Below are 24,508 nucleotides of genomic sequence, written 5' to 3' on the forward strand. Positions count from 1 at the left end.
AACAGCTAATAACTGCTAGCTAACAGCTTAAAAAAATGACTTACCCCGAATACAAGCAGCCGCTCGACTACGCCAAGCTCGCCACCGACGTGCGGGCCGGCTGGGACGCCAACGGCATCTTCGAGAAGAGCGTGAGCAGCCGCGAGGGCCAGCCCACATTCGTGTTTTACGAGGGCCCGCCCTCGGCCAACGGCCAGCCCGGTATCCACCACGTGATGGCGCGGGCAGTGAAGGACATCTTCTGCCGCTACCAAACGCAGCTTGGCAAACAGGTGCCTCGCAAGGGCGGCTGGGATACCCATGGCCTGCCCATCGAGCTGCAAGTAGAGAAGGAGCTCGGCATTACGAAGGAGGATATCGGCCATAAAATCAGCGTCGAAGACTACAACCAGCGCTGCCGCGAAACCGTGATGCGCTTCAAGGCGCAGTGGGATGAGTTGACCCAGCAAATGGGCTACTGGGTCGACCTCGACGACCCCTACATCACCTTCGAACCCGAGTACATCGAGAGCTGCTGGGCCTTGCTCAAGAAGCTCTACGACAAGGGTTTCCTCTACAAAGGCTACACCATTCAGCCCTACTCGCCGGCCGCCGGCACCGGCCTCAGCTCGCACGAGCTGAACCAGCCCGGCACGTATAAGGACGTGAAGGACACGACCATCGTGGCCCAGTTCAAGGTGGTGCGCGATGCCGTATCGGAGAAGCTGTTTGCCGGCGGAGGCGAGGGCGAAACGTATATCCTGGCCTGGACAACTACGCCTTGGACGCTGCCTGCCAACACGGGCCTAGCGGTGGGAAAGAACATCCCATACGTGCTGGTTTCGACCTTCAATCCGTACACCGCCGCGCCCATCCGGGTGGTGCTGGCAAAGGCACTGGTGAGCAAATATTTCTCGGAAAAAGGCGCCGTAGTGCCCTTCGAGGGCTATGCCGAAGGCGACAAAAAAGTGTTGCCCTGGCGCATCGAAGCCGAGTTTACCGGGGCCGACCTAGTAGGCATTTATTACGAACGCCTATTCAATACCGAAGCTGGTTTCCCGCATTTTGAAGGCGAGGAAAACGCTTTTCGTGTTATTGTGGGCGACTTTGTGACGACGGAGGACGGTACGGGCATCGTGCACATCTCGCCCACGTTTGGCGCCGATGACTTCCGGGTAGCGCAGCTCAATGGCATCCCCGCGCTGATGGTAGCCGACGACCAGGGCAAGCTAGGCCCCATCGTGGACCGCACGGGCCGCTACGTGGCCCAAATGGGTGAGTTTGGCGGCCGCTGGGTGAAGAACTACGACGGCCACGACCAGAGCGGCGCCGACTATAAAACGCTGGACGAGAGCATCGCCATCCGGATGCGGACCAACGGCACGGCTTTCAAAACCGAGAAGTACGAGCACACCTACCCGCACTGCTGGCGCACCGACAAGCCTGTCCTCTATTACCCCCTCGACTCGTGGTTTATCAAGACCACGGCGGTGAAAGACCGGCTCATCGAGCTCAATAAAACCATCAACTGGAAGCCCGAAAGCACTGGCACCGGCCGCTTCGGCAACTGGCTCGAAAACCTGGTGGACTGGAACCTCAGCCGCTCGCGCTACTGGGGCACGCCGCTGCCCATCTGGCGTACCCAGGACCGCACCGAGGAAATCTGCATCGGCTCGATTGCGGAGTTGAAAACGGAGATTGACAAGGCCGTAGCGGCTGAAGTCATGACCCACAACCCCTACGCCAACGGCGAGAAAATTGACCTGCACCGCCCGTATGTCGATGACATTTTTCTGGTTTCGCCCAGTGGCCAGCCCATGTACCGCGAGCCCGACCTCATCGACGTGTGGTTTGATTCGGGTGCGGTGCCGTATGCGCAGTGGCACTATCCGTTTGAAAACCAGGAGAAATTCGCCAAGAACTTCCCCGCCGATTTCATCGCCGAAGGCGTGGACCAAACGCGCGGCTGGTTCTTCACGCTACACGCCTTGGCCGTGATGCTGGAAGACTCAGTGGCCTTCAAAAACGTGATTGCCAACGGCCTGGTGCTCGACAAAAACGGCAACAAGATGAGCAAGCGCCTCGGCAACGCCGTGGACCCTTTTGCGACCATCGCGCAGTACGGCCCCGATGCCACCCGCTGGTATATGATTGCCAATTCCTCGCCCTGGGATAACCTCAAGTTTGACCAGGCCGGCATTGTGGAGGCGCAGCGCAAGTTCTTCGGCACGCTCTTCAATACGTACTCGTTCTTTGCGCTCTACGCCAACCTCGACAGCTTCCAGCAGGGCAGCACGCCCAGCGTGCCCGTGGCCGAGCGCACCGAGCTCGACCGCTGGATTCTGAGCAAGCTCCAGAGTCTGCTGGCCGAAGTGCGCGGCCATTTCGACTCCTACGACCCCACGAAAGCCGCCCGCGCCATCCAGGATTTCGTGACCGACCAGCTCTCCAACTGGTACGTGCGCCTCTCGCGCCGCCGCTTCTGGAAAGGCGAACTAACGACCGATAAACAAGCCGCTTACGAGACGCTGCACGAGTGCCTTAGCACTGTGGCGCAGCTTATGGCGCCCATCGCGCCCTTCTTCGCCGACTGGCTCTACGGCAACCTCACCAAAGGCCAGGATGCCGCCGAGTCGGTGCACTTGACCTACCTAGCCGAGGCCGATACCTCGCTCATCGACAAGGCCTTAGAAGAGCGCATGGAGCTAGCCCAGCGCATCAGCTCGCTCACGCACTCGCTACGTAAAAAGTCGGTGCTGAAGGTGCGCCAGCCCTTGCAGCGCATCTTGGTGCCCGTACTGAATGATTCTACTAAAGAGCAAGTTGGCTTGGTGGAAGACCTCATTTGCGCCGAGGTCAACGTGAAGCACATCGAGTTTCTGGACGATACCAGCGGCGTGCTGGTGAAGTCAGTGAAGCCCAATTTCAAGCGCCTGGGCCAGGTCTACGGCCCGCGCCTGAAGGCGGTGGGTGCCCGCATCCAAACGCTGAATAGCGACGAGCTAAGTCAGCTCGAAAAGCAAGGTGAGCTAGCCGTGGAAGTAGAAGGCGAAACCCTAACGCTGCACCTCGACGAAGTCGAAATCCGCACCCAGGACCTGCCCGGCTGGCTCGTAGCCACCGACGGCCCGCTCACCGTGGCGCTCGACGTGACGCTCACCGAGGAGTTGCGCCAGGAAGGCCTGGCCCGCGAGCTGGTCAATCGCCTTCAAAATCTGCGTAAAGACTCGGGCCTCGAAGTGCAGGACCGCATCAGCGTGCATCTGGCCGCCAGCGCACCCGCCGAGCTGCAAGCCGCTGTGGCCGCTTTCGGCGACTACATCCGCGAGGAAGTGCAGGCCCTGCGCCTCGACTTTGTGTCCGAAGTAGCCGGCGGCGCGGTGCTGGAGTTTGACGACTTCTCGGTGCCCGCCAAAGTAGACGTAGTAACTGCCTGATGCTGAGTAACCCGCCTGCCTCATAAAAGGCAGGCGGGTTTTCCTGCGCACAAACCCCATTTGTTCCCGTTTTAAAGTGGTTCTTAAAGCCCGTAATTCGGTATAAAACAGTACAAAGTAACCTGAGTTTCACTAGTGCAAAGCGACCAGCAACTAACCTCCCATCCTGAGCCCGTGCGCCGTTCTGCGCGCTTGGGTAGCCCGGCCCTTTATTTCTTGCTGGCGCTGCTGGTTATTGGCCTCGACCAGCTTTCTAAGTACTTGGTGCATAGCAGCCAAACCCTCACCTCGGGCGGTGAGATACTGCTGCTGGGCAATTGGTTTAAGCTGCACTACACCACTAACCCCGGCATGGCGTTCGGCGTCGAGCTGCCACCGCCCTACGGCAAGCTGCTGCTGACGGCTTTTCGGCTGGCGGCGGTGAGCGGGCTCAGCTACTACATAGTGCATTTGTGGCGGCAGCGGGCGGCCGGCGGCTTCATCGCCTGCATGGCCCTCATCCTGGGCGGGGCCGTGGGCAATCTCATTGACTCGATTTTTTACGGCGTCATTTATAATAATGCGCCGGCTGGCTCGCCCTCGCCGTGGTTTTTTGGGCAAGTAATTGACATGCTGTACGCTGACATCTACGAGGGCTTTCTGCCGGCTTCTTGGCCTTTGGTTGGGGGCAAGTACGTTTCGCTTTGGCCCATCTTCAACGTGGCCGATGCTTCTATTTTTATTGGGGTTGCGCTCATCTTGTTGTTTCAAGGAAAGTTCTTCAATCAAGACGAACCCGCCGCCGCTAGCCCGCCCGTAAGGCCGGTTAGTCCGCCGGCTTCAGAAACTGCCTAGTAAACTTGCGGCGCGGGACCATCCTGCGCCGCTATTTTTTTATGTATGCCGCTGCTCTCCGTTCAAGACCTCACCGTTGATTTTCACTCCCAGCGCGGGCACACTCGGGCCGTAGCCGGCGTGTCGTTTGAGCTGGGTAGGGGAGAGGTAGTAGCCATCGTAGGCGAGTCGGGCTCAGGTAAATCGGTGACTTCGCTGGCGCTCCTAGGTCTGCTGGCCAAGCCGGCGGCGCGGGTAGAGGGCGGCGTGGCCCGCTTCGAGTCGGAGCGGCTGGGCCAGGTAGACTTGTTGCAGCTCACCGAAACGCAGCTGCAGCAGGTGCGGGGCAACGACATCAGCATGATTTTTCAGGAGCCGATGACTTCGCTCAACCCGGTGCTGACGTGCGGGGCGCAGGTAGTTGAGGCGCTGCGGCTGCACACCACGCTGAGCAAAGCGGAGGCCGAGGCGCGCACCGTCGAGCTGTTCACTGAAGCGCAGCTACCTAGGCCGGCGCAAATCTTCAAGGCCTACCCGCACGAAATCAGCGGCGGCCAAAAGCAGCGCGTGATGATAGCCATGGCCATGGCCTGCCGCCCGGCGCTGCTCATTGCCGACGAGCCCACCACGGCGCTCGACGTAACGGTGCAGGCGCGCATCCTGCAGCTCATCCGTGACCTGCGCCGCGAGCACGGCACGGCCGTCTTGTTCATCACCCACGACCTGGGCGTGGTGGCCGAGATTGCCGACCGCATTCTGGTGATGTACCGGGGCAAGGTGGTGGAGCAGGGTACGGTGCTTGACATTTTTACCAACCCGCAGCATCCTTACACCAAAGGCCTGCTGGCTTGCCGACCTAGGCTTTCGATTGGCAAGACGCGGCTGCCGGTAGTAGCCGATTTCATGGAATCGGATGCGGCCGGTAATCTGGTGGCTCGCCCGAGCCAGGCAGGGGAGGTGGAGCCAAAAAAGCCTCTCGCGAGGTTACAAAGCATTTCTGATACTGCCAAAACGTTCCCCGTGGAACAATTTCAATGTTCCACGGTCGCGGAGCCGTTGCTACAGGTCGAAAACCTGCAGGTTCACTTCCCGATTCGTAAAGGATTTTTCACCCGCGCCACCACCTACGTGCGGGCTGTGGACGAAGTCAGCTTTACCATCTACCCCGGCGAAACAGTGGGCTTGGTTGGCGAGTCGGGCTGTGGCAAAACGACCCTAGGGCGGGCCCTGCTCCGCCTCACGGAGCCGACGTCCGGCCGCATCCTGTTTGAAGGCACGGACCTGGCAGCGCTGCCCGCCGGCGAGCTCCGCCACCGGCGGCGCGAATTTCAGCTGGTATTTCAAGACCCCTACGCGGCCCTCAATCCAATGCTCACCGTGGGCGAGGCCATCCTCGAACCGTTGCGGGTGCACGGAGTAGGCGGCACCCGCGCCGAGCAGCGGGCTCGGGTGCGGGAGTTGCTGCGCACCGTGGGCCTGAGCGACGATGCCGAGCAGCGCTACCCGCACGAGTTCAGCGGTGGCCAGCGGCAGCGCGTTTGCATTGCGCGGGCCCTGGCCCTGCGGCCTAAGCTTATCGTGTGCGACGAGTCAGTGTCGGCGCTCGACGTGAGCGTGCAGGCGCAGGTGCTCAACCTGCTCAACGACCTCAAGCGCGACCTAGGGATTACTTACCTCTTCATCACGCACGACCTGTCGGTTGCCCGCTTCATGAGCGACCGCCTGTTGGTGATGAGCCAGGGTAAGATTGTGGAGAGCGGCCCCGCCGCTGAGGTGTACGCGCACCCGCAGCACCCCTACACGCAGCAGCTGCTGGCCGCCATTCCCAGCGACGACCCCGCCCACATTGCGGCGCGGGTGCAAGCCTAACGCCAGCCTAGGTCCCATGCACTTCGTTTATCCCTGCCTGCCGTACCAGCCGCGCACCGTGGACCCTATGTGGGCGCCGGAGTACGACTGGGCGCGGGCGCAGGGCCTGGCCACCGGACTGGTCGATATGGATAACGACCGGGCCTGGGTACCCTCGCTAGCCGCCACACCAAGCGCGGCCGCCGACCTAGGGCCTGCGCTGTACCGGGGCTGGATGCTGACGGCCGCCGAGTATTGCCATCTCGCCCGGCTTCTTCCACTGGCCGTGTCGTCGGCCGAGTACCTCTCTTCGCACCAGGCAACCGGCTGGTACGAGGCCGTGGCTACCCACACCTTCCCGAGTCGCTTCCTAGCGGAGCCGGTCGCCCTGGACTTCGCCAAGGGCCGGCGCTACTTTGTGAAGAGCCTGGTGAAGTCGTTCGGTGCTGACTCGGTGCTGGTGAGCCAGCCGCAGCTAACAGGCTTTTGGCAGCAGCAAGGTTTGCCAGTCGGCACGACCCTTTTCGTGCGCGATTTTGTTGACCTAAAGCCTACCTCCGAGCGCCGCTTCTTTGTAGTGCGTGGGCAAGCCTTTGGGGCCGGTGGCACGGTGCTGCCTGAGGCCTTGCACGCGGCGGTGGCCGCGCTGCAGCCCCGGCTCTTCTACTCGTTCGATGTGGCCGAAACCCTAGCCGGCCAGCCCGTGCTGGTGGAGGTGGGCGACGGGCAAGTTTCGGACCTCAAGGAATGGTCGGTGGCCGAGTTTGGCCGCCGCGTGCTGCGGGCCCTAGCTGCGGCCGAGGCTAGCGAGACGCGCTAACCCGTTGTTTAATTTGCGGGCAGTTCATTTGCACTGCCCGGCGCGCTGGGCCAGGGCCCGTCACCCTTCCGCCCGGCGCCTCGTATTACCCATTAGCCAAGCTAGTGCTTGGCGCTATCGGCCGCCTCCGTCAATCTTACCTACAGCTGTCTGGCGGCCCCTCTTTTTTGTTACATGAAAAACCCCCAAGACCCCGCAGCCCCCCGCGCCTCCCGCGCGAAGGCCGCCCCCGCCGCCAGCCTGAGCCAAGACCTCGTGTACCGCCAGTTTGCCGACAACCCCGGCAAAGTGCTGGCTTACCGCCAGCTCTCGCGCCGCCTAGGTATTACCACCAAGGACCAGCGTGAGGAGCTGTTCGCTCACCTCAAAGAGCTGAAGAAAAATGGCCGTTTGGAGCTGCTCCAAAACGATGAATATCGGCTGGCCAACCCCACCGACCTACAAATGGCTGCTAGCAACACTCCGGCTCGCAGAACGAGCAAAAAGGCCGCCGCTCCGGCCGCTGCTTCAGTCGCCGTTGACCCTGCCATCGAAGTGGAATTTGGCCAGGACCCCATCGTGCACCGCCGCCGCTCGGCGGGCTTCGACCACCCCGGCGATGGCCCCGACCGCCCGCACCGCGACCCCAATACCGTAATCGGAACGGTGGCCCTGGCCACGCCGCGCTTCGCCTTCGTGGTGCGCGAGGATGGCGAAGGCGACGATATCCGCATCTTCACCGACCAGCTGCGCTACGCCCTAGATGGCGACTTGGTACGGGTGCGCCTGCGGGGTGTGCGCGACGGCCGCGTTACCGGCGACGTGGTAGAAGTGCTCAAGCGCCAGCGCCCGGAAGTGGTGGGCCGCCTGCAAGTGCAGGGCTCCATCGGCTTCGTGAAGCCCGATAACCGCAAGGCTTACTTCGACGTGATGGTGCCCGCGCAGGAGCTGGGTGAGTCGCGCAACGGCGACAAGGTGCTGGTGCGCATCACCGAGTTTCCGGACCACGAGGGACAGGGCCGCAACCCGGTCGGCACCATCATCCGTAACTTCGGCGCGGCCGGTCAGAACGAGGCCGAGATAAACGCCATCATGGCCGAGTTCGGCTTACCCTTCGAATTCCCGAGCGCGGTGGAGGAAGAGGCCGATGCCATTCCGACAACCATCTCGAAAGAGGAAATTGCCAAGCGCCGCGACTTCCGCGACATCCTCACCTTCACCATCGACCCGGCCGATGCCAAGGACTTTGACGATGCGCTCAGCCTGCGCACCCTGGAGAACGGTAACTACGAGATAGGCGTGCACATCGCTGATGTGACCCACTACGTGCGCATCGGCACCGAGTTGGAGCGCGAGGGCAAGAGCCGTGCGACTTCGGTGTACCTGGTAGACCGCGTGATTCCGATGCTGCCCGAGAACCTCTCGAACGGTCTCTGCTCGCTGCGGCCCAATGAGGACAAGCTGACCTTCTCGGCCGTGTTTGAAATCGACGAGAAAGGCAAGCTGATTGACTCCTGGTTTGGCAAAACCGTCATTCACTCCGACCGCCGCTTCAGCTACGAGGAGGCGCAGGAGCGCATCGAGACCGGCGAGGGCGACCTAGCCGAAGAAGTGAACCTGCTGAACCGGCTCGCCAAAATGCTTTCGGCCGAGCGCTTCCGCAAGGGCGCCATTTCGTTCGAGACGCAGGAGGTGAAGTTCAAGCTCGGCGAAGATGGCAAGCCGCTCGGCGTGTACGTGAAGGAGCGCAAGGACGCGCACAAGCTCATTGAAGAGTTCATGCTACTCGCCAACAAACGGGTCGCCGAGTTCGTGTTTGGGCTCAAGAAAACCAAGCCGCGCTTCACGATGGTGTACCGCACCCACGACGCGCCCGACCCCGACCGCCTCGAAAACTTCGCCCTCTTCGCCCAGAAGTTCGGCCACAACCTGAACCTGAGCAACCCCAAAAAGGTCAGCACCGAGCTCAATAAACTCAGCACCGACGTAGTGGGCAAGCCCGAGCAAAACGTAATTCAGGGGCTGGCCATCCGGTCGATGTCGAAGGCCATTTACAGCACCGAGCCCCTAGGTCACTTCGGCCTGGCCTTTGCGCACTACTCGCACTTCACCTCGCCCATCCGCCGCTATCCCGACATGATGGCCCACCGCCTGCTGGAGCACTACCTAGGCGGCGGTAAGAACATCCCCGTCGACCCCGTGGAGGAGGAGTGCAAGCACTCGTCGGCCCGCGAGAAACTGGCCGCCAATGCCGAGCGCGCCAGCATCAAATACAAGCAGGTCGAGTACATCGGCGCGCACGTCGGCGAGCAGTTCAAGGGCGTGGTATCGGGCCTCACCGAGCGCGGCATCTACGTCGAGATTGAAGAGAATAAGTGCGAAGGCATGGTGCGTATCTCCGACATTCCGGGCGACACATTTGAGCTGGATAAGGAAAACTATCGCCTGGTAGGCCGCGGCTCGAAGCGCATCATCCAGTTCGGCGACGAGTTGCAGGTGGTCATTACCGCCGCCAATCTGCTCGACCGCACCATTGACATGGAGCTGGTCGATGACCGCCCCGAGCACGTGAAGCAGCGCGAGCGGGCCGAGCGCGAAGCTGGTCGCGCCGCCCGCGGCGGGGGCTACCGCGGCGACAAAGGCGGCAAGGGTGGCAAGAGCAACGGCAGCTCGCGCGGTGGTGCCAGCAGTGGCGGTAGCGGCGCCAGCAGCGGCGGCCGAGGTGGGCGCGAGGGCGGCAAGCGCCGTCGTTAGTCCGCGCTCATCAGCCTAGGTCAAGTTAAGACCTTCTCTTGGGAGGCAGTGCTTGGGTTTAATAACTCAAGCACTGCCTCCCAAGAGAAGGTCTTTTGCTTGGCGAGCACCACAATAAAAGCCCGGCCGCCCGGCCATCCCAAACCTACCTTTGCCCCGTGCAAACTGACCTCCCGAACCTCCTGACCACGGCCCTCGCTCAACTCGATTACGGCCAGCAGCCCGCCACTCTCTACGACCCCATCCGCTACATCATGAGCCTCGGCGGGAAGCGCCTGCGCCCGCTCCTGACGCTGCTCGGCGGCCAGCTGTTTACCGACGACCTAGGGCCGCTTGTGAAGCCCGCCCTGGCCACCGAGGTCTTCCACAACTTCACGCTGGTGCACGACGACCTCATGGACCAGGCGCCCCTGCGCCGCGGCCAGCCCACCGTGCACGAACGCTGGAACCCTAGTACCGCCATCCTCTCGGGCGACGTGATGCTGGTGCGCGCCTACGAGCTGCTCTTCGAAAACGTGCCCGTGGCCGTGCTGCCGCAGGTGCTCCGTCGCTTCTCCCAGACCGCCGCCGAGGTATGCGAGGGCCAGCAGTGGGACATGAATTTCGAGACCGAAACGGCTGTCACCATCCCGCAGTACCTCGACATGATTCGGCTGAAAACGGCCGTGCTCCTCGGCTTCGCCCTAGAACTGGGAGCCGTGCTGGCCGGCGCCTCGGCCGATGATGCCGAGCACCTGCGGCAGTTCGGCACCGACATTGGCCTGGCTTTTCAGCTCCGCGACGACCTGCTCGACGTGTATGGCGACGCCGCCACCTTCGGTAAGCGGGTAGGGGGCGACATCATCTCCGACAAGAAAACCTACCTGCTGCTGACCGCCCAGGCCCAGGCCAACGCCGCCCAGCAGGTCGCCCTAGGGCAGCACATCGGGCAGCCCGTAGCCGATGCCGAAGCCAAGGTGCAGGCCGTGCGCACCATCTACGATGAGCTCCAAATCCGGCCCCAAACCGAGGCGCTCATCAACCAGTACTTCGAGGATGCATTGCACCACCTAGGTCGCATCAGCGTGCTGGCGGCGCGCAAAGAGCCGCTGCGCCATCTGGCGCTGCAACTGCTCGAGCGCGAGTCCTAGGGCAGTAGCGCGGCCGTTTAATCCGTACGTACGCCCGGTCCTATTTGCCTACCCGCGGGCTGAAAGCCCGCGCTACTTTCCCCTTTGCCCATGCCGCTCAATCCGCTCCTTATCCTGCTTGGCCTTACCGTGGCCGTATCGGCCTACGCTTGGTCGAACCAGGAATTGATGAACAACTGGATACTCGACCCCTACCAGATGAACCGCCGCGGGGGCCAGTGGTACCGCCTGCTGACCTCCGGTTTCCTGCACGCCGACTGGGGCCACCTGCTGTTCAACATGATTACTCTTTACTCTTTCGGCGGGCTGGCCCTAACGGCCTTCGCCAGCGAGCTAGGGGCTGTGCCCGGCATTGTCGCCTTTCTGGCGCTGTACCTGGGCGGCATTATTGTGTCCGATTTGCCCACGTACTTCCGCCATCGGCACGACCCCGGCTACCGCAGCCTGGGGGCCTCGGGCGGGGTTGCGTCGGTGCTGTTCGCGGGCATCCTGTTCCAGCCTACCAGCAAGGTCTACATGATGTTTATCCCGATTGGCATTCCGGGCTTCATCTGGGGCGTGCTCTACCTCCTGTACTCATACTACATGGGCCGCCGCCGGGGCGATAACATCAACCACGATGCGCACTTCTACGGAGCGCTCTACGGGGTGGTACTCACGGTAGCACTGCTACCCGGTGTGCTACTCAGTTTTATTCAACAAGTGGCAGCTTATAGATTTTAAATATTTGATTATCAGTAATTTGCATTTGAAAAGGTATCTAAGTGAAGGCAAGCCGCGTACAGTCCACACATTCTTTCACAAAATGCTACTTCTTGACATGAAAGCTCTCCGCTCTTTCCCCGAACGCCTGCCGCTCCTCGCTACCCTGCTGCTGCCGTTGATGATGCTCACCGCCAGCTGCAACCGCTTTCAGGCCGATGGCAGCTTGGCACCCTGGGGCATCCTGCTCCTCATCCTGGACGTGATTGCCGTCATCAACGTTTTTAACAAGCCCTGGGGAATTGGCAAGAAGCTCATTTGGGCTGCCATCATTTTCTTTTTCCCCTTCGGCGGTCTTATCCTCTATTACCTCTTCGGCCGCAATAGCTAGCCGTAGTTAACCCACAAAAAAGCGCCCCTTGCTACCATAGCAAGGGGCGCTTTTTTTGTGAACTCGCGTACCAGCCAGAGGCAGCGGCTAGCGGCCACCTAGGAGGCGGCTCTTCTCCAAGCGGGCTACGCTGCGCACTAGGTCACCGGTATTAGTAATCTCCTTCACCTGCCAATGGTCATCGGCTTGCCTCAGGAGCTTCACTTCTAGTACCATCGTAGTATCATATTTGGGCTGCGTAAACTCCAGGCCGACCAGGGCCTCATCGCCCTTCTCGGTAGTGTATTTGATGCCCTTGAACTTGCTGTCAGCGCTCACAACCCGGCTCGCCAGCCCGATGAGCGAAAGATTAGCTATGCGCTTGGGAGCGGCCGCTGCCGCGGCTTCCAGCGAGCCCGTCTCCACATAGCGCTGTACTTCGCGGTGCGCGGCTTTAGTCAACTGCGGCTTCAGAAAGTGGAGGGCGCCTTGCATGGCAAGGCCGCCGCCCGGCACTAGCGCACTCAGCAGCGAACCCTGATTGGCTACATCGTCGACCAGATGGCCAGTCAGCGCATCTACATCAACGTAACGCTCGAAAGTAGCTAGGTCATGGGTTTGGGTTGCCGTAGCCGCCTGCAGCAGCGCGTAGCTAGGGCCTGCCTTGAGCGAGTTATAGTAATAGTAGCCGCCCGCCGCCAAGGCTAGCAGTACCACCAGAAGTACTAGTTTTTTCATATAAAAAGGAAAGAAGCACCACTCGGTGCTTCACAAAATTACCTGTGCCGTAGCCTAGTCTAGGCAGTCATCTAGCAGAATAGACTACCGGCACCACCCCTGCGTACAGAGCGCATGAACGACTCTTTTCCTCCCCAACCTCACCGCCCCGAGGTGCATGGGCACCGAGGCTGCCGCGGTCTGCGCCCCGAAAATACCTTGCCGGCTTTCCTGCACGCGGTAGCGCTGGGAGCCGATGTGCTGGAGCTGGATGTGGTGATTTCGCAGGACCACCAAGTGGTAGTCTCGCACGAGCCTTGGCTATCGGCCAAGCTAGGGCGCGATGCTTTGGGGCAACTCATCGACCCTGCGCAGGAGCAACAGTACAACCTATACCAGTTGCCCTACGCCGCCATCCGGCGCTGCGCGGTGGGGGAGTGGCCGCACCCGGATTTTCCGGAGCAGCAGCCCATACCCAGCTACCGGCCACTCCTGTGCGATATGTTGCGGCAAGCTGCGGCCGCCAGCCAACTGCAGGGCCGTTCCATCGGCTTCTCGGTCGAGATAAAATCTTCCCCCGAGGGCGACGATGTATTCCATCCGAGGCCGGCGCAGTTTGTTGACCTGGTCATGGCTGAGCTGCAAACCGCCGAGGCTATTGACCGCACTACGCTGCTCAGCTTCGACCCGCGCGTGTTGCAAGCAGCTCGGCACTCTTACCCCGGCTTGGCGTTATGCCTGCTCATTGAAGACCACCTGCCTCCCGTAGCTGAGCTATTCGGCGCCCTAGGGTTCGAACCAGAAGTGCTAGGTCCGGATTTTCACTTGCTCTCGGCCGCTACTGTGCAAGGTATCCGCGCGGAGTATCCCGAGCTACGTCTCGCACCCTGGACAGTAAACACTCCCGCAGAACTCGCTCTCGTCTTGAGTTGGCAAACCGACGCCATCACTACTGACTATCCCGACCGCTTGCTGTCATTGCTCGGCAAGGCGTGATAAATCTTGCGGATAGTCTGTTACAGTAGCAGCATTATCAAAACACCGTAGATTGTAACCCCAGGCATGTAATGACACGTTGTAATTGCGTGTAACGATACAAATCTTAATTGTTACAACTACTTACACTTACACTAGTTGTTACACTCAGCTTGTTTTAGTATCAGTTTGGTTTACAACGGGTTTTATTACATATTTGTCTATCACTAAAACACCTCCGCAATGCCTCATCAGGGCGAAATAGTGCAGGAAGCTATCAAAAATAGCGGTATCTCCATCACGCGTATCGTGGAGGAGCTAGGAATTACACGGCCGACTATCTACCGTAAATTCAAGGATGATACACTGGACGCAAAATTTGTAAGAAGAATCGGCGAAATTATTGGTCATGACTTCGCGCAGGACTTTACAATGCCTGAGCAATCATCGCTGTCTTTTGTATCACAAGCCCCCAAAAGTTACGTTACACCCACTGTTACACCGCGTGTAACGGTGAGCCAACAGCCTGATTTAGACGTTTCTCAACAATTAATGAGCCTTCAAGCAAAGTATATTGCCCTTCTGGAAGCCTACAATGAGTTACTGCTAAAAGTGTACGGCCCAAAATGACAAAAATGTTCCACGTGAAACATTTTTGTCTGACTGCTGCAACAGTAAAATCGTGCGTTCACTGGACAGAATATGCACGCTAGAGATACTAGTCTCTACTCCATGTCTGTCTTGCGCCGCCACTCTCGAAGCTGTAGGAGGAAACTACGTGCCGGCCGGTGGGCTAGCCCAGGTTTAGGAATGGCGGAACAGTGCTAAAGGAATATTACCTCAGTCACGGCTTGCTCGCCGACCTCTGCGTTCAGTAATTCTAGTACGCGGGTCTTGGCCATCACAAGCTCGTGCTTGAGGGGAGCCGAGGTGAGGCGTACGAAAAGCTTCCCCTTGCTGACGTAAACCTCTTTGGTTTTCTGAGCAACTGCCTTGCCCATCACGCGCTCCCAGCTGGCTACCACCGTTACCTCGTTTAGTTTGCTTCCGAGGCGGTAGGCTCGTACCAAGGCCTCCAAGCCCTCCTTGAGCGGGATGATGTCGGCCCGGCGAGCAGAAGCGGAGGGAAGTGGTTTCTTCATTAGGATAAGGAGTAAGCAACGTAGCGTAAAAGCTAGGCGATGCCAATTGACAGCAGGAGTTGATGAGGCAAAATTACAAGCTTGGCTACCTAGGGTATTTCTGCGAAGGCTAAATAAGATTGACAGTACCAGCCTGGACGCGGAAGCGTCTGATGTCGCTGGTTACCCCGGCTAGCGCCTGGTCGGTACGACCAAGACTAGTGTCAGTGATGAATACCTGGCCAAAGGTGTGGTCAGCCACAAGCTGCAATAACCGGGCGATACGCCTGTCATCGAGCCGGTCAAAAATATCGTCTAGTAGAAGTAGCGGCTTGCTTGCTTTTGCACTGTTGTCAGCAGCAGCAGTAGGCAGCTTTCGATTAGCCAGTAGCTCGAACTGCGCCAGCTTGAGCGCAATGACAAATGACTTCTGCTGTCCCTGCGAAGCGTATGACTTGACTGGCAAGCCATCCATCAGAAAAATGAAGTCGTCGCGGTGAGGCCCTACGTTGCTACGCTGCAGGGCTAGGTCACGGCGCTCATTGGCTAGCAGCAGATGTCGGAAGTTTTGGCCGGGTAGCTGGCTCTTGTAATCCAGCGAAACTACCTCTCGTCCTTCGGCGAGTTGCTGGTAGTGACTTTGAAACACGGGGGTGAACTCTACGAGGAAGCTCACTCGCATGGCCGACAAGCTTTCACCCAGGGGAGCTAGCTGGTCGTCGAGCGCTTGCAGGTATAAGCTGTCGAAGCCGTGGCTGCCGCTGGGCTGCTGCTTCAGTGTCGCGTTGCGCTGCCGGAGCAAGCCATTATACTGAATGAGTAACTGCAAGAACTCAGCGTCCAGCTGCGACTGTAGACTATCGAAGTAGCGCCGCCGCTCTTCACTGCCTTGCCTGATTAAGTCAGTATCATAAGGCGAAATGAGGACGGCAGGAAAGCGGCCAATGTGGTCGGCCATGCGCTCGTAGGGCTGCTTGTCGTGCGTGAGTGTTTTTTTCTGGCCCGCTCGTAGGCTGACCTGAATAGTTTCGGCGCGCTCCTGAGCAGGAGAGTTGAACTTGCCTTTCACCACAAAAAAGTCGGCGCCCTGCTTTATGCTCTGGGCATCGAGCGTAGTGAAAGCACTCTTTGTCAGCGCTAGGTAGTGAATGGCATCCAGCAGATTGGTCTTGCCGCTGCCATTGTCACCAATAAAGCAATTGATACCCGGACTGAGACTTAGGTTAGCATCGTCGTAGTTTTTGAAAAACAGCAGGTGGAGCTGGTCGAGCGTCATTAAGAGCGGCGAAGGAGAGTGCAAAATGATATTACGTAACTACGGATAGAATTACGTAATTTCGCCCTCCCAACGCGAAATTATATACCCCAGATTATGGCGGAGTCGAAAGTAAAGGATGCGTCGAAGGTTGGCGCGAATGGCAGCAATGGTACTGGCGCAGCAGCGCCGGCCCCCAAAGCCGTCGATGCAGCTACCGGCGTAGAAACCGCGCAGCAGCCCGCAGTAGAAGTACTGCCCAATGCACCCGCCGGCGAGAACCCCGCCCATGAGCCCAAGGCTACTTCGCCCACTGAGCCGAAGTTTCCGAAGGAAACCTACCTGACTTGGTATGAGCAAATGCAGCTCATTCGCAAGTTTGAGGAGAAGACGGGCCAGCTCTATGGCCAGCAAAAAATCAAAGGCTTCTGCCACCTGTATATCGGCCAGGAAGCCTGTATTGCTGGGGCCGTGTCGGCGCTAGAAAAGGGCGACAAGTACATCACCGCTTACCGCGACCACGCGCACCCGCTGGCCCTGGGCACATCGCCCAATGCGGTGATGGCCGAGATGTTTGCCAAGGTCACCGGCTGCTCGAAAGGCAAAGGCGGCTCGATGCACATGTTTGATAAGGAAGTAGGCTTTATGGGCGGCCATGGCATCGTAGGCGCTCAGGTACCAATGGGCGCGGGCATTGCCTTTGCCGAGAAGTACAACAAAACCGGCAAGCTTTGCATCTGCTACATGGGCGATGGCGCCGTGCGCCAGGGTGCCCTGCACGAAGCTTTCAACATGGCCATGCTGTGGAAACTGCCCGTGATTTTTGTGGTGGAGAACAACGGCTACGCCATGGGTACCTCGGTGCAGCGCACTTCCAACGTCACCGAGCTCTTCCACATTGGCCGGGGCTATGACATGCCTTCGGAGCCAGTGAATGCCATGAACGTGGAAGACGTGCACGATGCCGTAGCCCGCGCCGCTGAGCGTGCCCGCGCTGGCGAAGGCCCCACTTTCCTGGAATTTAAAACGTACCGCTACAAGGGCCACTCGATGAGCGACCCCATGAAGTACCGCACCAAGGACGAGCTAGAAGAGTACCGCCAGCGCGATACCATTGAGGCCGTGCGCCACACTATCTTGAACAACAACATGGCTACCGAGGACGACCTCACGGCTATTGATGAGAAGATAAAGGCCCGCGTGCTGGAGGCGGTTGACTTTGCTGAAAAGTCGCCCTACCCCGAAGCGTCCGAGCTGTACGAAGATGTGTACGTGCAGAACGACTACCCCTACATTCACGACTAAGTAGATTAACCCGACACCTAGCCGGTGCACCTTTGCACTGGCCCCATCTGCGGCGCGGCTCCTCACGAGCCGCGCCGTTGAGCTATCCTAGCTGATGTCTAAAATTCCTTATACCGGCAAAACGCCGGGAGCCCGCCAGCCCGTTCGCCCGGTTTCGACCGACCCGCTGGCCCCGGCCGAAGAAAGCTACGTAACCGAGAACCCGCTGCTCGAAGACCCCGACGCCCTAGCTGCTCGGCTGGCCGACTCGGAAGACTTTCTGCGCCGCAACCGCAACGTGCTGCTGGGCATCCTGGCCGCGGTGGTGCTGGCGGTGGGTGGCTTCTTTGGCTACACCTACTGGAAAAGTCAGCAGGACACGCAGGCGCAGGCGGCCATGTTCCGGGCGGTTGACAACTGGGAAGCCGACTCGCTGAAGCCCGCGCTGCAGGGCGATGGCAAGCTACCCGGCCTGAACCGCGTAGCCAGTGAGTACAGCGGTACCAAAGCGGGCAACCTCGCCAGCTTCTACGCCGGGGTAGCTTTGCTAAAGCAGGGTAAATTTCAGGATGCCTACAACTCGCTCGACAAGTTTAGCTCCGACGACTACTTGGTGCAGTCGCGGGCTTACTCCTTGATGGGTGATGCGCAGCTGGAACTCAACAAGCCCAAGGAAGCCGCTGACCTGTATGGCAAGGCGGCTGACCACAACGCCAACGAATACTTCACGCCGGGCTACCTGCTGAAGCAAGGTATTGCGCTCGAAGCAGCCAAGGACAACGAAGGCGCCACCAAAGCCTACGACCGTATTGTGAATGACTACGCCACGTCACAGGAAGCGGCCGAAGCCCGGCAGGCGAAAGCCCGCTTGCAACAGTAGTCTTAGCCGCATAAAAGCCCCGAGTCCGTTAACGGCACTCTTCCGCGAGGAAGGGTGCCGTTAAACTTTTAGAGGGACCTCCTTATTTAATTTGTGAACTGCTACTAGCCCGTGAGCCCGCTTTGCGTGGCGATATGGCAACTAGTTAACGCCGCAGTTTTTCTTACCTACTAAGTTTTTCTCATGGCAACTGCCTTACAAAACCTCAGCTCCTACGATAGCGCTGGCTTTACCGATATCAGTGAAAAACGCTTCGGGCTGGTAGTGGCCGAGTGGAACCGCGAACTGACGGACACCCTAAGCAACGGCGCCTACGAAACGCTGCTCAAGCACGGCGCCAAGCCCGAGAACGTGTTCCGCAACACGGTGCCTGGCAGCTTCGAGCTGACCCTAGGGGCCCAGCTGCTGGCGCAACATGAAGAAGTGGACGCCGTTATTTGCCTAGGGGTCGTTATCAAAGGCGACACCAAGCACGACGACTATATCTGCCACGCCGTGGCGCAGGGCCTTACTACGGTGGGGCTGAAGTACAACAAGCCCGTCATCTTCGGGTTGGTCACCACTAATACTTTGGAGCAGGCCTGGGACCGGGCCGGTGGGCAGCACGGTAATAAGGGCGTGGAGGCCGCTGTGGCCGCTATCCAAATGCTGGGCTTCTAGGGCAAGCGCTTCAAAAGCACCTAGGGGGCAGTATATTTGTGGTGGCTCGGGTGGCAAGCGAATAATTCAACCTCCGAATTGCCAACCGGACGAGCTAACCGCCGCTAAACTTTTTAGCGAGGCCCGTTGTTCGGCTGCCGACACTGGCGTGAGCCAGCAATTGACTTACCTTTAATGCCTTCCCCTTCGATGACTGAGGAAAACCTGCGCTATTCGCGCGAAGATTTGGCGGAGTTTGACAAGATTATCCAAGATAAACTTACGGCTGCCCGCAAGGAGCTGTCGTTCATCAAGGAAACGCTGACCCGCAACAACGAGTCGGGCACCGATACCACGGCGGCCTCGCTGAAAGTGCTGGAAGACGGCGCCGAAACTGCTGAGAAAGAAAGCCTTAATCAGCTGGCTTCGCGACAGATGAAGTTTATTCAGCAGCTCGAAAACGCGCAGCTCCGCATCAAGAACGGCACCTACGGCGTGTGCATCGGTACGGGCAAGCTTATTCCGAAGGAGCGCCTGCGGGCCGTGCCCCACACCCAGCATTCGATTGAGGCCAAGATGGCCCGCCGCGATTAAGCACGATTTTATTTTTCGGCCCGGACCCGCGGCTGGCGCTTAGGCGACCAGCGGCTGGGTCCGGGTCTTTTTTACTAGGTTACTGGTTGCTAGATGTTTAAGTAGAGCCATTGCCGTTTCTAAGCCAACCAAAGGCTAGCCTGCCAGTACACACCTTAACCCGCACCTAGCAACCAGCCGAATACTTATGGGTAAGCAACATTCTTCAGATAACAAGCCCGGCCGGCGTGGCCCGGCAGGAGGTACCGGTCGCCCCGACCGTTCTAACCGGCCCGAGGGCCGCGGGGGCTACGAGCCCCGCGGCAATGGCGGCAGCTACGGCGCTCCCCGCGGGGGTGCCGGGCGCGACAACGACCGGCCCGCCGGCCGCGGCGGCTTCGCTGGCTCGCGGCCTAGCTTTGGGCAGGGTGGCGGCAACTTCGGGGGCCGCTCGGGGGCCGATGATAATCGCCGCAGCGAAGGCAGCAGCCGGAGTTTCGGTGACCGCGACCGTCGCCCAGCCTCCAGTGGCGAAGCCCGGCCGGCCCGCCGCTTCGAGGGTAGTGAGGGCGGCGAGCGCCGCAACCGCGACGACCGCAGCGAGCGGCCCGCCTACCCAGCCAAGCCTATTTGGCAGGGCCAGCCGGTGCGCTACGAAGGCAAGCCCACGGTGCCCCGCGGGGGTGCTGGCGAGCGCAACCGCAAGTTCATCAAGCGCAACCCCGACGGCAGCGAGGTAACGCCCACCACCGAGCGGCCGCGCCTGGAGCGCCCCGCCGGCAGCGAGCGCTCGGACCGCCCCGCCTACACAGGCCGCGATGAGCGCCGCTCGTTTGAGGAGCGCGACGCGCCCCGCCCGCGCCCCAGCGGCGATGGCGACGACCGGCGCGGCAACGACCGTGGCAGCTTCGGCAGTGGTGACCGTCCCAACCGGCGCGAGAGCGAAAACCGCGATGAGCGCCGCAGCTATGGCAGCCGCGAGGGTGGCGACAGTCGTGACCGCAAACCTTACGGCGACCGCGACGCCAGCCGCCCCAGCTACGGCAACGACCGCGACCGTAAGCCCTATGGCGACCGCGACGCCAGCCGCCCCAGCTATGGTGCTGACCGCGACCGTAAGCCTTACGGCGACCGCACTGAAGGCGCCGACAGCCGCGAGCGCAAGCCGTATGGCGACCGCGCCGACAGCCGCGACCGTAAACCTTATGGCGACCGCGATGCTAGCCGCCCCAGTAGCTACGGCAACGACCGCGAGCGCAAGCCCTACGGCGAGCGCGCGGCCGGCAGCTTTGATAAGCCGCGCAGCACTGGTGAGAACCCCAGCACGGGCGGCACCTTCCGCGAGCGCCGCGAGGCCATGCGGGCCGCCACGAGCGGGCCGCGCTCGAGCACGGGCTACGGCCGGGCCGATAAGCCCAAGTTTGGCGAGAAGCCGGGCGAGGCGCCCGACTACAAAAACCTCAAGCACTACGAAAACGACAAAACGCGGGGTAATAAGCGCCGCGCTAGCGAGGAGGATTTTGGCAACGAAGAGCTGCGCCTGAACCGCTACATCGCCAACGCGGGCATCTGCTCGCGCCGCGAAGCCGACGCGCTGATTGCGGCTGGCGAGATTCGGGTGAACGGTGAGGTAATTACCGAAATGGGCTATAAAGTGCAGCCTACCGACACGGTGCAGTATGGCAAAACCAACCTGAACCGCGAGAAGTCGGTGTACGTGCTGCTCAACAAGCCCAAGGACTTCATCACGACCACCGACGACCCCGAGGGCCGCAAGACCGTGATGGCTCTTGTGGCAACGGCCTCGAAGGAGCGCATCTTCCCGGTGGGTCGCCTCGACCGCAACACCACCGGCCTGCTGCTCTTCACCAACGATGGGGAAGTGGCGCAGAAGCTGACGCACCCCTCGCACCGCAATAAAAAAATCTACCAGGTGGAGCTCGACAAGCCCCTCACGGCCGAGCACCTAGGTGAGATAACGGCTGGCCTGGAGCTCGAAGACGGCAAGGCCGAAGTGGACGACGTAGCCGTAGTGGCCGGCAACCCGCACTTCGTGGGCATCGAGCTGCACAGCGGCCGCAACCGCATCGTGCGCCGCATTTTTGAGCACCTAGGGTACGACGTAATCGCGCTTGACCGGGTGCAGTACGCCGGCCTCACCAAGAAGGAGCTGCCCCGTGGCAAGTGGCGCTACCTGAGCGAGCAGGAAGTAATTCGCTTGAAGTACTTCATGTAGATGGTTAAGTAAAAAGGGGTGATTATTGATGTCAAACGCACATTAATAATCACCCCTTTTTTAGTTGACAAATAAGCTCATGACTACGCTAGCGCTCGACCTAGGCAACACCGCGCTCAAATACGGCGTGTTTACGGCCGCCGGCTTGCAGGAAAGCGGTGTGCTGGCCGCCCCCGGCCAGTTGCGCGACCTGTGGGCACGAACCCAACCCGAGCACGCCATTCTGGCCTCGGTGGCTACCGAGGCTGAGGCCCAGCCCTGGCTGAGTGAGCTGAGCGCCGTGCTGCGTCAGATATTGCCGCTGCGGCCTGGTTTTACCCCCGTGCCCCTCGCCAATGCCTACGCCACGCCCCGCACCCTAGGGGCCGACCGGCTGGCGGGCGCGGTGGGCGCGGCACACCTGCGGCCCGGCCAGCCCACGCTAATCATCGACGCCGGTACGGCGCTGAAGATGGACCTCGTAACGGCCGATGGCACGTACCACGGCGGCAGCATTGCGCCGGGGCTGCGCATGCGGCTGCGGGCGCTGCACACGTTTACGGGGCGGCTGCCGTTGGTAGAGCTGCCCGAACCGACGGCCCAGGTGCAACTAATTGGCGACTCCACGGCCTCTTCGCTGCTGAGCGGGGTGCTGAATGGCGCGGCGGCGGAAGTAAACGGCCTGGTGGCCGATTACCGCCGCCGCTACCCCGGCCTGGGCCTCGTGCTCACGGGCGGCGACGCTCCTTATCTGCAGCCGCACCTAGCCCCGGCCCTGGGCCTTATCTTTGTAGTCCCCGAACTAGTGCTAATTGGCCTGGACCGGATTTTACGCCACAATGTTGACCGATAAAAAACTACTTCTGGCCGCGCTCACCGCCGCCCCGTTGCTGCTGGCTGGTTCGGCCCTGGGGCAAGGTTTAGGTAATTCGCCCTACTCGCGCATCGGGCTGGGCGACAATGTCGGCAACCTAGGCGGCGTGCGCCAGCTGGGTATGGGCGGAGCGGGCCTGGCCGCGCCCAACACGGGCAACGTGAACGAGCTCAACCCGGCCCTGCTCTACTATACGCCCCGCACCACGTTTGAAGCCGGCTTCAATGGCCAGTATAAAACCGTGCGCAACGCCAGCCAATCGTACCGCACGGGTAGCGGCACGCTGGCCTACCTGGCTCTGGCCGTGCCGATAAACAAGCGCTGGGGCGCCGCCGTGGGCCTGAAGCCATACAGCGTGATAGACTACCAGGTGAACACCACCGGCACCGTCAACGGCGACCCGTTTGCTGTGGCCTACAAGCAGTATACCGGTAGCGGGGGCTTGTCGGAGGCGTACTTCGCCCACGGCATTCATGTCCTGCGCGACCTCAACGTGGGGGTAAGTGCCTCGTACCTGTTCGGTACGCTCGACCAAACCAATGGCACGGCTATCTCGACGAGTACCGTGACGGCCAACCAACTGGTAGTGGAGCGCGAGCAGTTGCGCTACGCCGACTTCCTGTTGCGCGCGGGTATCCACTACCGCCACAAGCTTAGCAAGGACCTGAACCTGAACCTAGGGGGTGTTTATACCCTCCAGACCAATACCACGGTAACGCGCCAGCGCACCCAGGAGCAGCGCGATGCCAATGGCGCCCTCATCGGGGCGGCCGTGAGCCTCACCGACGACTCGGGCCGCACCTTTGTGCCGGCCCTCACGCAGGTGGGCTTCTCGCTTGATAACAGCCGCAACTTCTCGGTCAACGTGGACGGGTCGTATCAGCAGTGGTCGGAATTTCGGTCGTTTGGGGGTGCGCCCATCTCGCAGCTTAGCGACACGTGGCGCGTGGGCGCGGGCGGCGAGTTCACGCCCGACCCCGGCTCGGTGCAGCACTACTTTCAGCGCGTGACGTATCGCGTTGGCCTAAGCGTGTCCCAGATGCCGTACCGGCCCCAGGGCCAGGCGCTCTATGACCGGGCCATCCACTGGGGCTTCGCTTTCCCGCTGCCCACGGCCACGGCCCTCGAATCGACCATTATCAGCCTAGGCTTTATGTATGGCATCCGCGGCAACACCGACTACCTGTATGGCAGCGGCGGCAGCGGCGCCAGCAACGTGCGCGAAAACTACCTGCGGGCCCAGCTTGGCGTCACGCTCAGCAACCGCTGGTTTATCAAGCGCCGCCTGCAATAATATGCGCGCCCTAGGTAGTTGGCGGCCGCTAACGGGCGGCCTCCTCTTGGCCACGTTGCAGCTGGCGGGCTGCGGCGAGAAAGAAGAAGTAGTGGTGCCCGTGAATTATAAAGGCCCGCTCGCCGAAACCACCAACGTGGAAACGCTCGTGAGCGACTCAGCGCGTTTGCAGCTGCGCCTCACCTCGCCGCTTGAGCAGCAGTTCGAAAACGGCGACATGGTGTACCCAAAGCGGGTGAAAGTGACTTTCTACGACAAACCCGGCAAAGTGGTAGTTAACACGCTGCAAGCCAAGTATGCCAAGGTCGAGAAAAGCACCCAGCTCTACACCATGCGCGGCGACGTGCGCGTGGCCAACGTGCCGCAGCAGCAGACACTTACCACCCAGGAGCTGTTCTATGACAAGCTCAAGCGGAAGATTTACACCGACACGGCCATGTTTGTGCGGGTGCAAACCCCCACCGAGGTGCTGACCGGCTACGGCCTGGAAGCCAACGAAGATTTTTCGCGCTACAAAATTCGCCGGCCCGTAGGTACGTTCACCCTCGACCAGGCCCAGGCGCAGGGCAAGTAACGCGGTATGAAATTCGATAAGTCGCTGCTAAAAACAGTCTTTTTTGCCTTCGGGGTTGTCACGTTCGTCATTGCCACCTACCAAACGGTGCTGCAAAACGACCTGGTGGGCAACTACTGGATATACATGATATCGCTGGGTTGCTGGCTGCCGCTGCAATACTGGCGCCGCCAGGAAGCTCGCCGGGCCAAGGAAATAGAGGTAGCCAAGCAGGTAGCCGCCCTTAACAAGCCGACGGCCGGCAAAAAGAGCCCCAAAAAGAAGCGGTAGAAAAT

General features: G+C 60.4%; 22 protein-coding genes. 19 read left to right on the forward strand and 3 right to left on the reverse strand.

Translation table 11 applies throughout. The annotated features are described in order from the left end of the window. Nucleotides 1-35 precede the first annotated feature (35 nt). The 8 genes from ileS to ACFSDX_RS00460 all read left to right on the forward strand — a co-directional run bounded on the left by ileS (nucleotide 36) and on the right by ACFSDX_RS00460 (nucleotide 11,853). Entirely contained in the window at nucleotides 36-3,416 is a 3,381-nt protein-coding gene (gene ileS, locus ACFSDX_RS00425; RefSeq protein WP_382311012.1) for an isoleucine--tRNA ligase, read from the forward strand. A 174-nt stretch (nucleotides 3,417-3,590) separates the two neighbouring features. Then, nucleotides 3,591-4,250: a lipoprotein signal peptidase gene (locus tag ACFSDX_RS00430; protein WP_382311014.1), complete on the forward strand. Its 660-nt coding sequence runs from the start codon at nucleotides 3,591-3,593 to the stop codon at nucleotides 4,248-4,250. Between the two features lie 45 nt (nucleotides 4,251-4,295). Further along, complete coding sequence (locus ACFSDX_RS00435; RefSeq protein WP_382311016.1) at nucleotides 4,296-6,098, forward strand: ABC transporter ATP-binding protein; 1,803 nt, start codon at nucleotides 4,296-4,298, stop codon at nucleotides 6,096-6,098. A gap of 16 nt (nucleotides 6,099-6,114) precedes the next feature. After that, complete coding sequence (locus ACFSDX_RS00440) at nucleotides 6,115-6,897, forward strand: ATP-grasp domain-containing protein (RefSeq protein WP_382311019.1); 783 nt, start codon at nucleotides 6,115-6,117, stop codon at nucleotides 6,895-6,897. 174 nt (nucleotides 6,898-7,071) lie between these two features. After that, the gene (rnr, locus tag ACFSDX_RS00445) at nucleotides 7,072-9,630 is read left to right on the forward strand and encodes a ribonuclease R (RefSeq protein ID WP_382311021.1); all 2,559 of its coding nucleotides are present in this window, start codon (nucleotides 7,072-7,074) and stop codon (nucleotides 9,628-9,630) included. Between the two features lie 158 nt (nucleotides 9,631-9,788). Beyond that, nucleotides 9,789-10,760, forward strand: a complete 972-nt coding sequence (locus tag ACFSDX_RS00450; protein ID WP_382311023.1) for a polyprenyl synthetase family protein — start codon at nucleotides 9,789-9,791, stop codon at nucleotides 10,758-10,760. 90 nt (nucleotides 10,761-10,850) lie between these two features. After that, complete coding sequence (locus ACFSDX_RS00455; RefSeq protein WP_382311025.1) at nucleotides 10,851-11,483, forward strand: rhomboid family intramembrane serine protease; 633 nt, start codon at nucleotides 10,851-10,853, stop codon at nucleotides 11,481-11,483. Between the two features lie 97 nt (nucleotides 11,484-11,580). Continuing rightward, nucleotides 11,581-11,853 carry a PLD nuclease N-terminal domain-containing protein gene (locus tag ACFSDX_RS00460; protein ID WP_382311027.1) on the forward strand — a complete coding sequence of 91 codons (273 nt, stop codon included), beginning with the start codon at nucleotides 11,581-11,583 and terminating at the stop codon, nucleotides 11,851-11,853. Nucleotides 11,854-11,940: 87 nt separating this feature from the next. On the opposite strand, the gene ACFSDX_RS00465 is transcribed toward ACFSDX_RS00460, so the two are convergent. Then, on the reverse strand, nucleotides 11,941-12,570 hold the full coding sequence (locus ACFSDX_RS00465) for a hypothetical protein (RefSeq protein WP_382311029.1): 630 nt from the start codon (nucleotides 12,568-12,570) through the stop codon (nucleotides 11,941-11,943). Nucleotides 12,571-12,684: 114 nt separating this feature from the next. Here ACFSDX_RS00465 and ACFSDX_RS00470 point away from each other — a divergent pair, with 114 nt between their 5' ends. Both ACFSDX_RS00470 and ACFSDX_RS00475 read left to right on the forward strand, forming a co-directional pair. After that, the gene (locus ACFSDX_RS00470) at nucleotides 12,685-13,545 is read left to right on the forward strand and encodes a glycerophosphodiester phosphodiesterase family protein (protein WP_382311031.1); all 861 of its coding nucleotides are present in this window, start codon (nucleotides 12,685-12,687) and stop codon (nucleotides 13,543-13,545) included. Between the two features lie 222 nt (nucleotides 13,546-13,767). Further along, nucleotides 13,768-14,154, forward strand: coding sequence for a helix-turn-helix domain-containing protein (locus ACFSDX_RS00475; RefSeq protein ID WP_382311033.1), 387 nt, complete (start codon nucleotides 13,768-13,770; stop codon nucleotides 14,152-14,154). 194 nt (nucleotides 14,155-14,348) lie between these two features. Here ACFSDX_RS00475 and ACFSDX_RS00480 read toward each other — a convergent pair whose 3' ends face one another. Beyond that, nucleotides 14,349-14,666 (reverse strand): DciA family protein, encoded by a 318-nt coding sequence (locus ACFSDX_RS00480; RefSeq protein ID WP_382311035.1) that lies wholly within the window; start codon nucleotides 14,664-14,666, stop codon nucleotides 14,349-14,351. Nucleotides 14,667-14,775: 109 nt separating this feature from the next. Next, the gene (gene recF / locus ACFSDX_RS00485) at nucleotides 14,776-15,945 is read right to left on the reverse strand and encodes a DNA replication/repair protein RecF (protein WP_382311037.1); all 1,170 of its coding nucleotides are present in this window, start codon (nucleotides 15,943-15,945) and stop codon (nucleotides 14,776-14,778) included. 72 nt (nucleotides 15,946-16,017) lie between these two features. Between recF and pdhA the strand changes: the two genes are divergently transcribed. From pdhA to ACFSDX_RS00530, 9 genes are all read left to right on the forward strand, one after another. Beyond that, nucleotides 16,018-17,205, forward strand: coding sequence for a pyruvate dehydrogenase (acetyl-transferring) E1 component subunit alpha (gene pdhA, locus ACFSDX_RS00490; protein ID WP_382311039.1), 1,188 nt, complete (start codon nucleotides 16,018-16,020; stop codon nucleotides 17,203-17,205). A 94-nt stretch (nucleotides 17,206-17,299) separates the two neighbouring features. Further along, the gene (locus tag ACFSDX_RS00495; RefSeq protein WP_382311041.1) at nucleotides 17,300-18,064 is read left to right on the forward strand and encodes a tetratricopeptide repeat protein; all 765 of its coding nucleotides are present in this window, start codon (nucleotides 17,300-17,302) and stop codon (nucleotides 18,062-18,064) included. Nucleotides 18,065-18,247: 183 nt separating this feature from the next. Continuing rightward, a complete protein-coding gene (gene ribH, locus ACFSDX_RS00500; RefSeq protein WP_382311043.1) occupies nucleotides 18,248-18,724 on the forward strand; it encodes a 6,7-dimethyl-8-ribityllumazine synthase in 477 nt (158 codons plus the stop codon). Between the two features lie 174 nt (nucleotides 18,725-18,898). Then, on the forward strand, nucleotides 18,899-19,297 hold the full coding sequence (locus ACFSDX_RS00505) for a TraR/DksA family transcriptional regulator (protein ID WP_382311045.1): 399 nt from the start codon (nucleotides 18,899-18,901) through the stop codon (nucleotides 19,295-19,297). A gap of 187 nt (nucleotides 19,298-19,484) precedes the next feature. Further along, nucleotides 19,485-21,512, forward strand: coding sequence for a pseudouridine synthase (locus tag ACFSDX_RS00510; protein ID WP_382311047.1), 2,028 nt, complete (start codon nucleotides 19,485-19,487; stop codon nucleotides 21,510-21,512). A gap of 79 nt (nucleotides 21,513-21,591) precedes the next feature. Continuing rightward, on the forward strand, nucleotides 21,592-22,344 hold the full coding sequence (locus ACFSDX_RS00515; protein WP_382311049.1) for a type III pantothenate kinase: 753 nt from the start codon (nucleotides 21,592-21,594) through the stop codon (nucleotides 22,342-22,344). Further along, nucleotides 22,331-23,659, forward strand: a complete 1,329-nt coding sequence (locus ACFSDX_RS00520) for a hypothetical protein (protein WP_382311051.1) — start codon at nucleotides 22,331-22,333, stop codon at nucleotides 23,657-23,659. Before ACFSDX_RS00515 ends, ACFSDX_RS00520 begins: the two co-directional genes overlap by 14 nt. A gap of 46 nt (nucleotides 23,660-23,705) precedes the next feature. Then, nucleotides 23,706-24,233: an LPS export ABC transporter periplasmic protein LptC gene (lptC, locus tag ACFSDX_RS00525; RefSeq protein ID WP_382311053.1), complete on the forward strand. Its 528-nt coding sequence runs from the start codon at nucleotides 23,706-23,708 to the stop codon at nucleotides 24,231-24,233. 6 nt (nucleotides 24,234-24,239) lie between these two features. After that, the gene (locus tag ACFSDX_RS00530; RefSeq protein WP_382311054.1) at nucleotides 24,240-24,503 is read left to right on the forward strand and encodes a hypothetical protein; all 264 of its coding nucleotides are present in this window, start codon (nucleotides 24,240-24,242) and stop codon (nucleotides 24,501-24,503) included. Nucleotides 24,504-24,508: the final 5 nt, after the last annotated feature.

It is taken from the genome of Hymenobacter bucti, assembly GCF_042681145.1.
GTDB lineage: Bacteria > Bacteroidota > Bacteroidia > Cytophagales > Hymenobacteraceae > Hymenobacter > Hymenobacter bucti.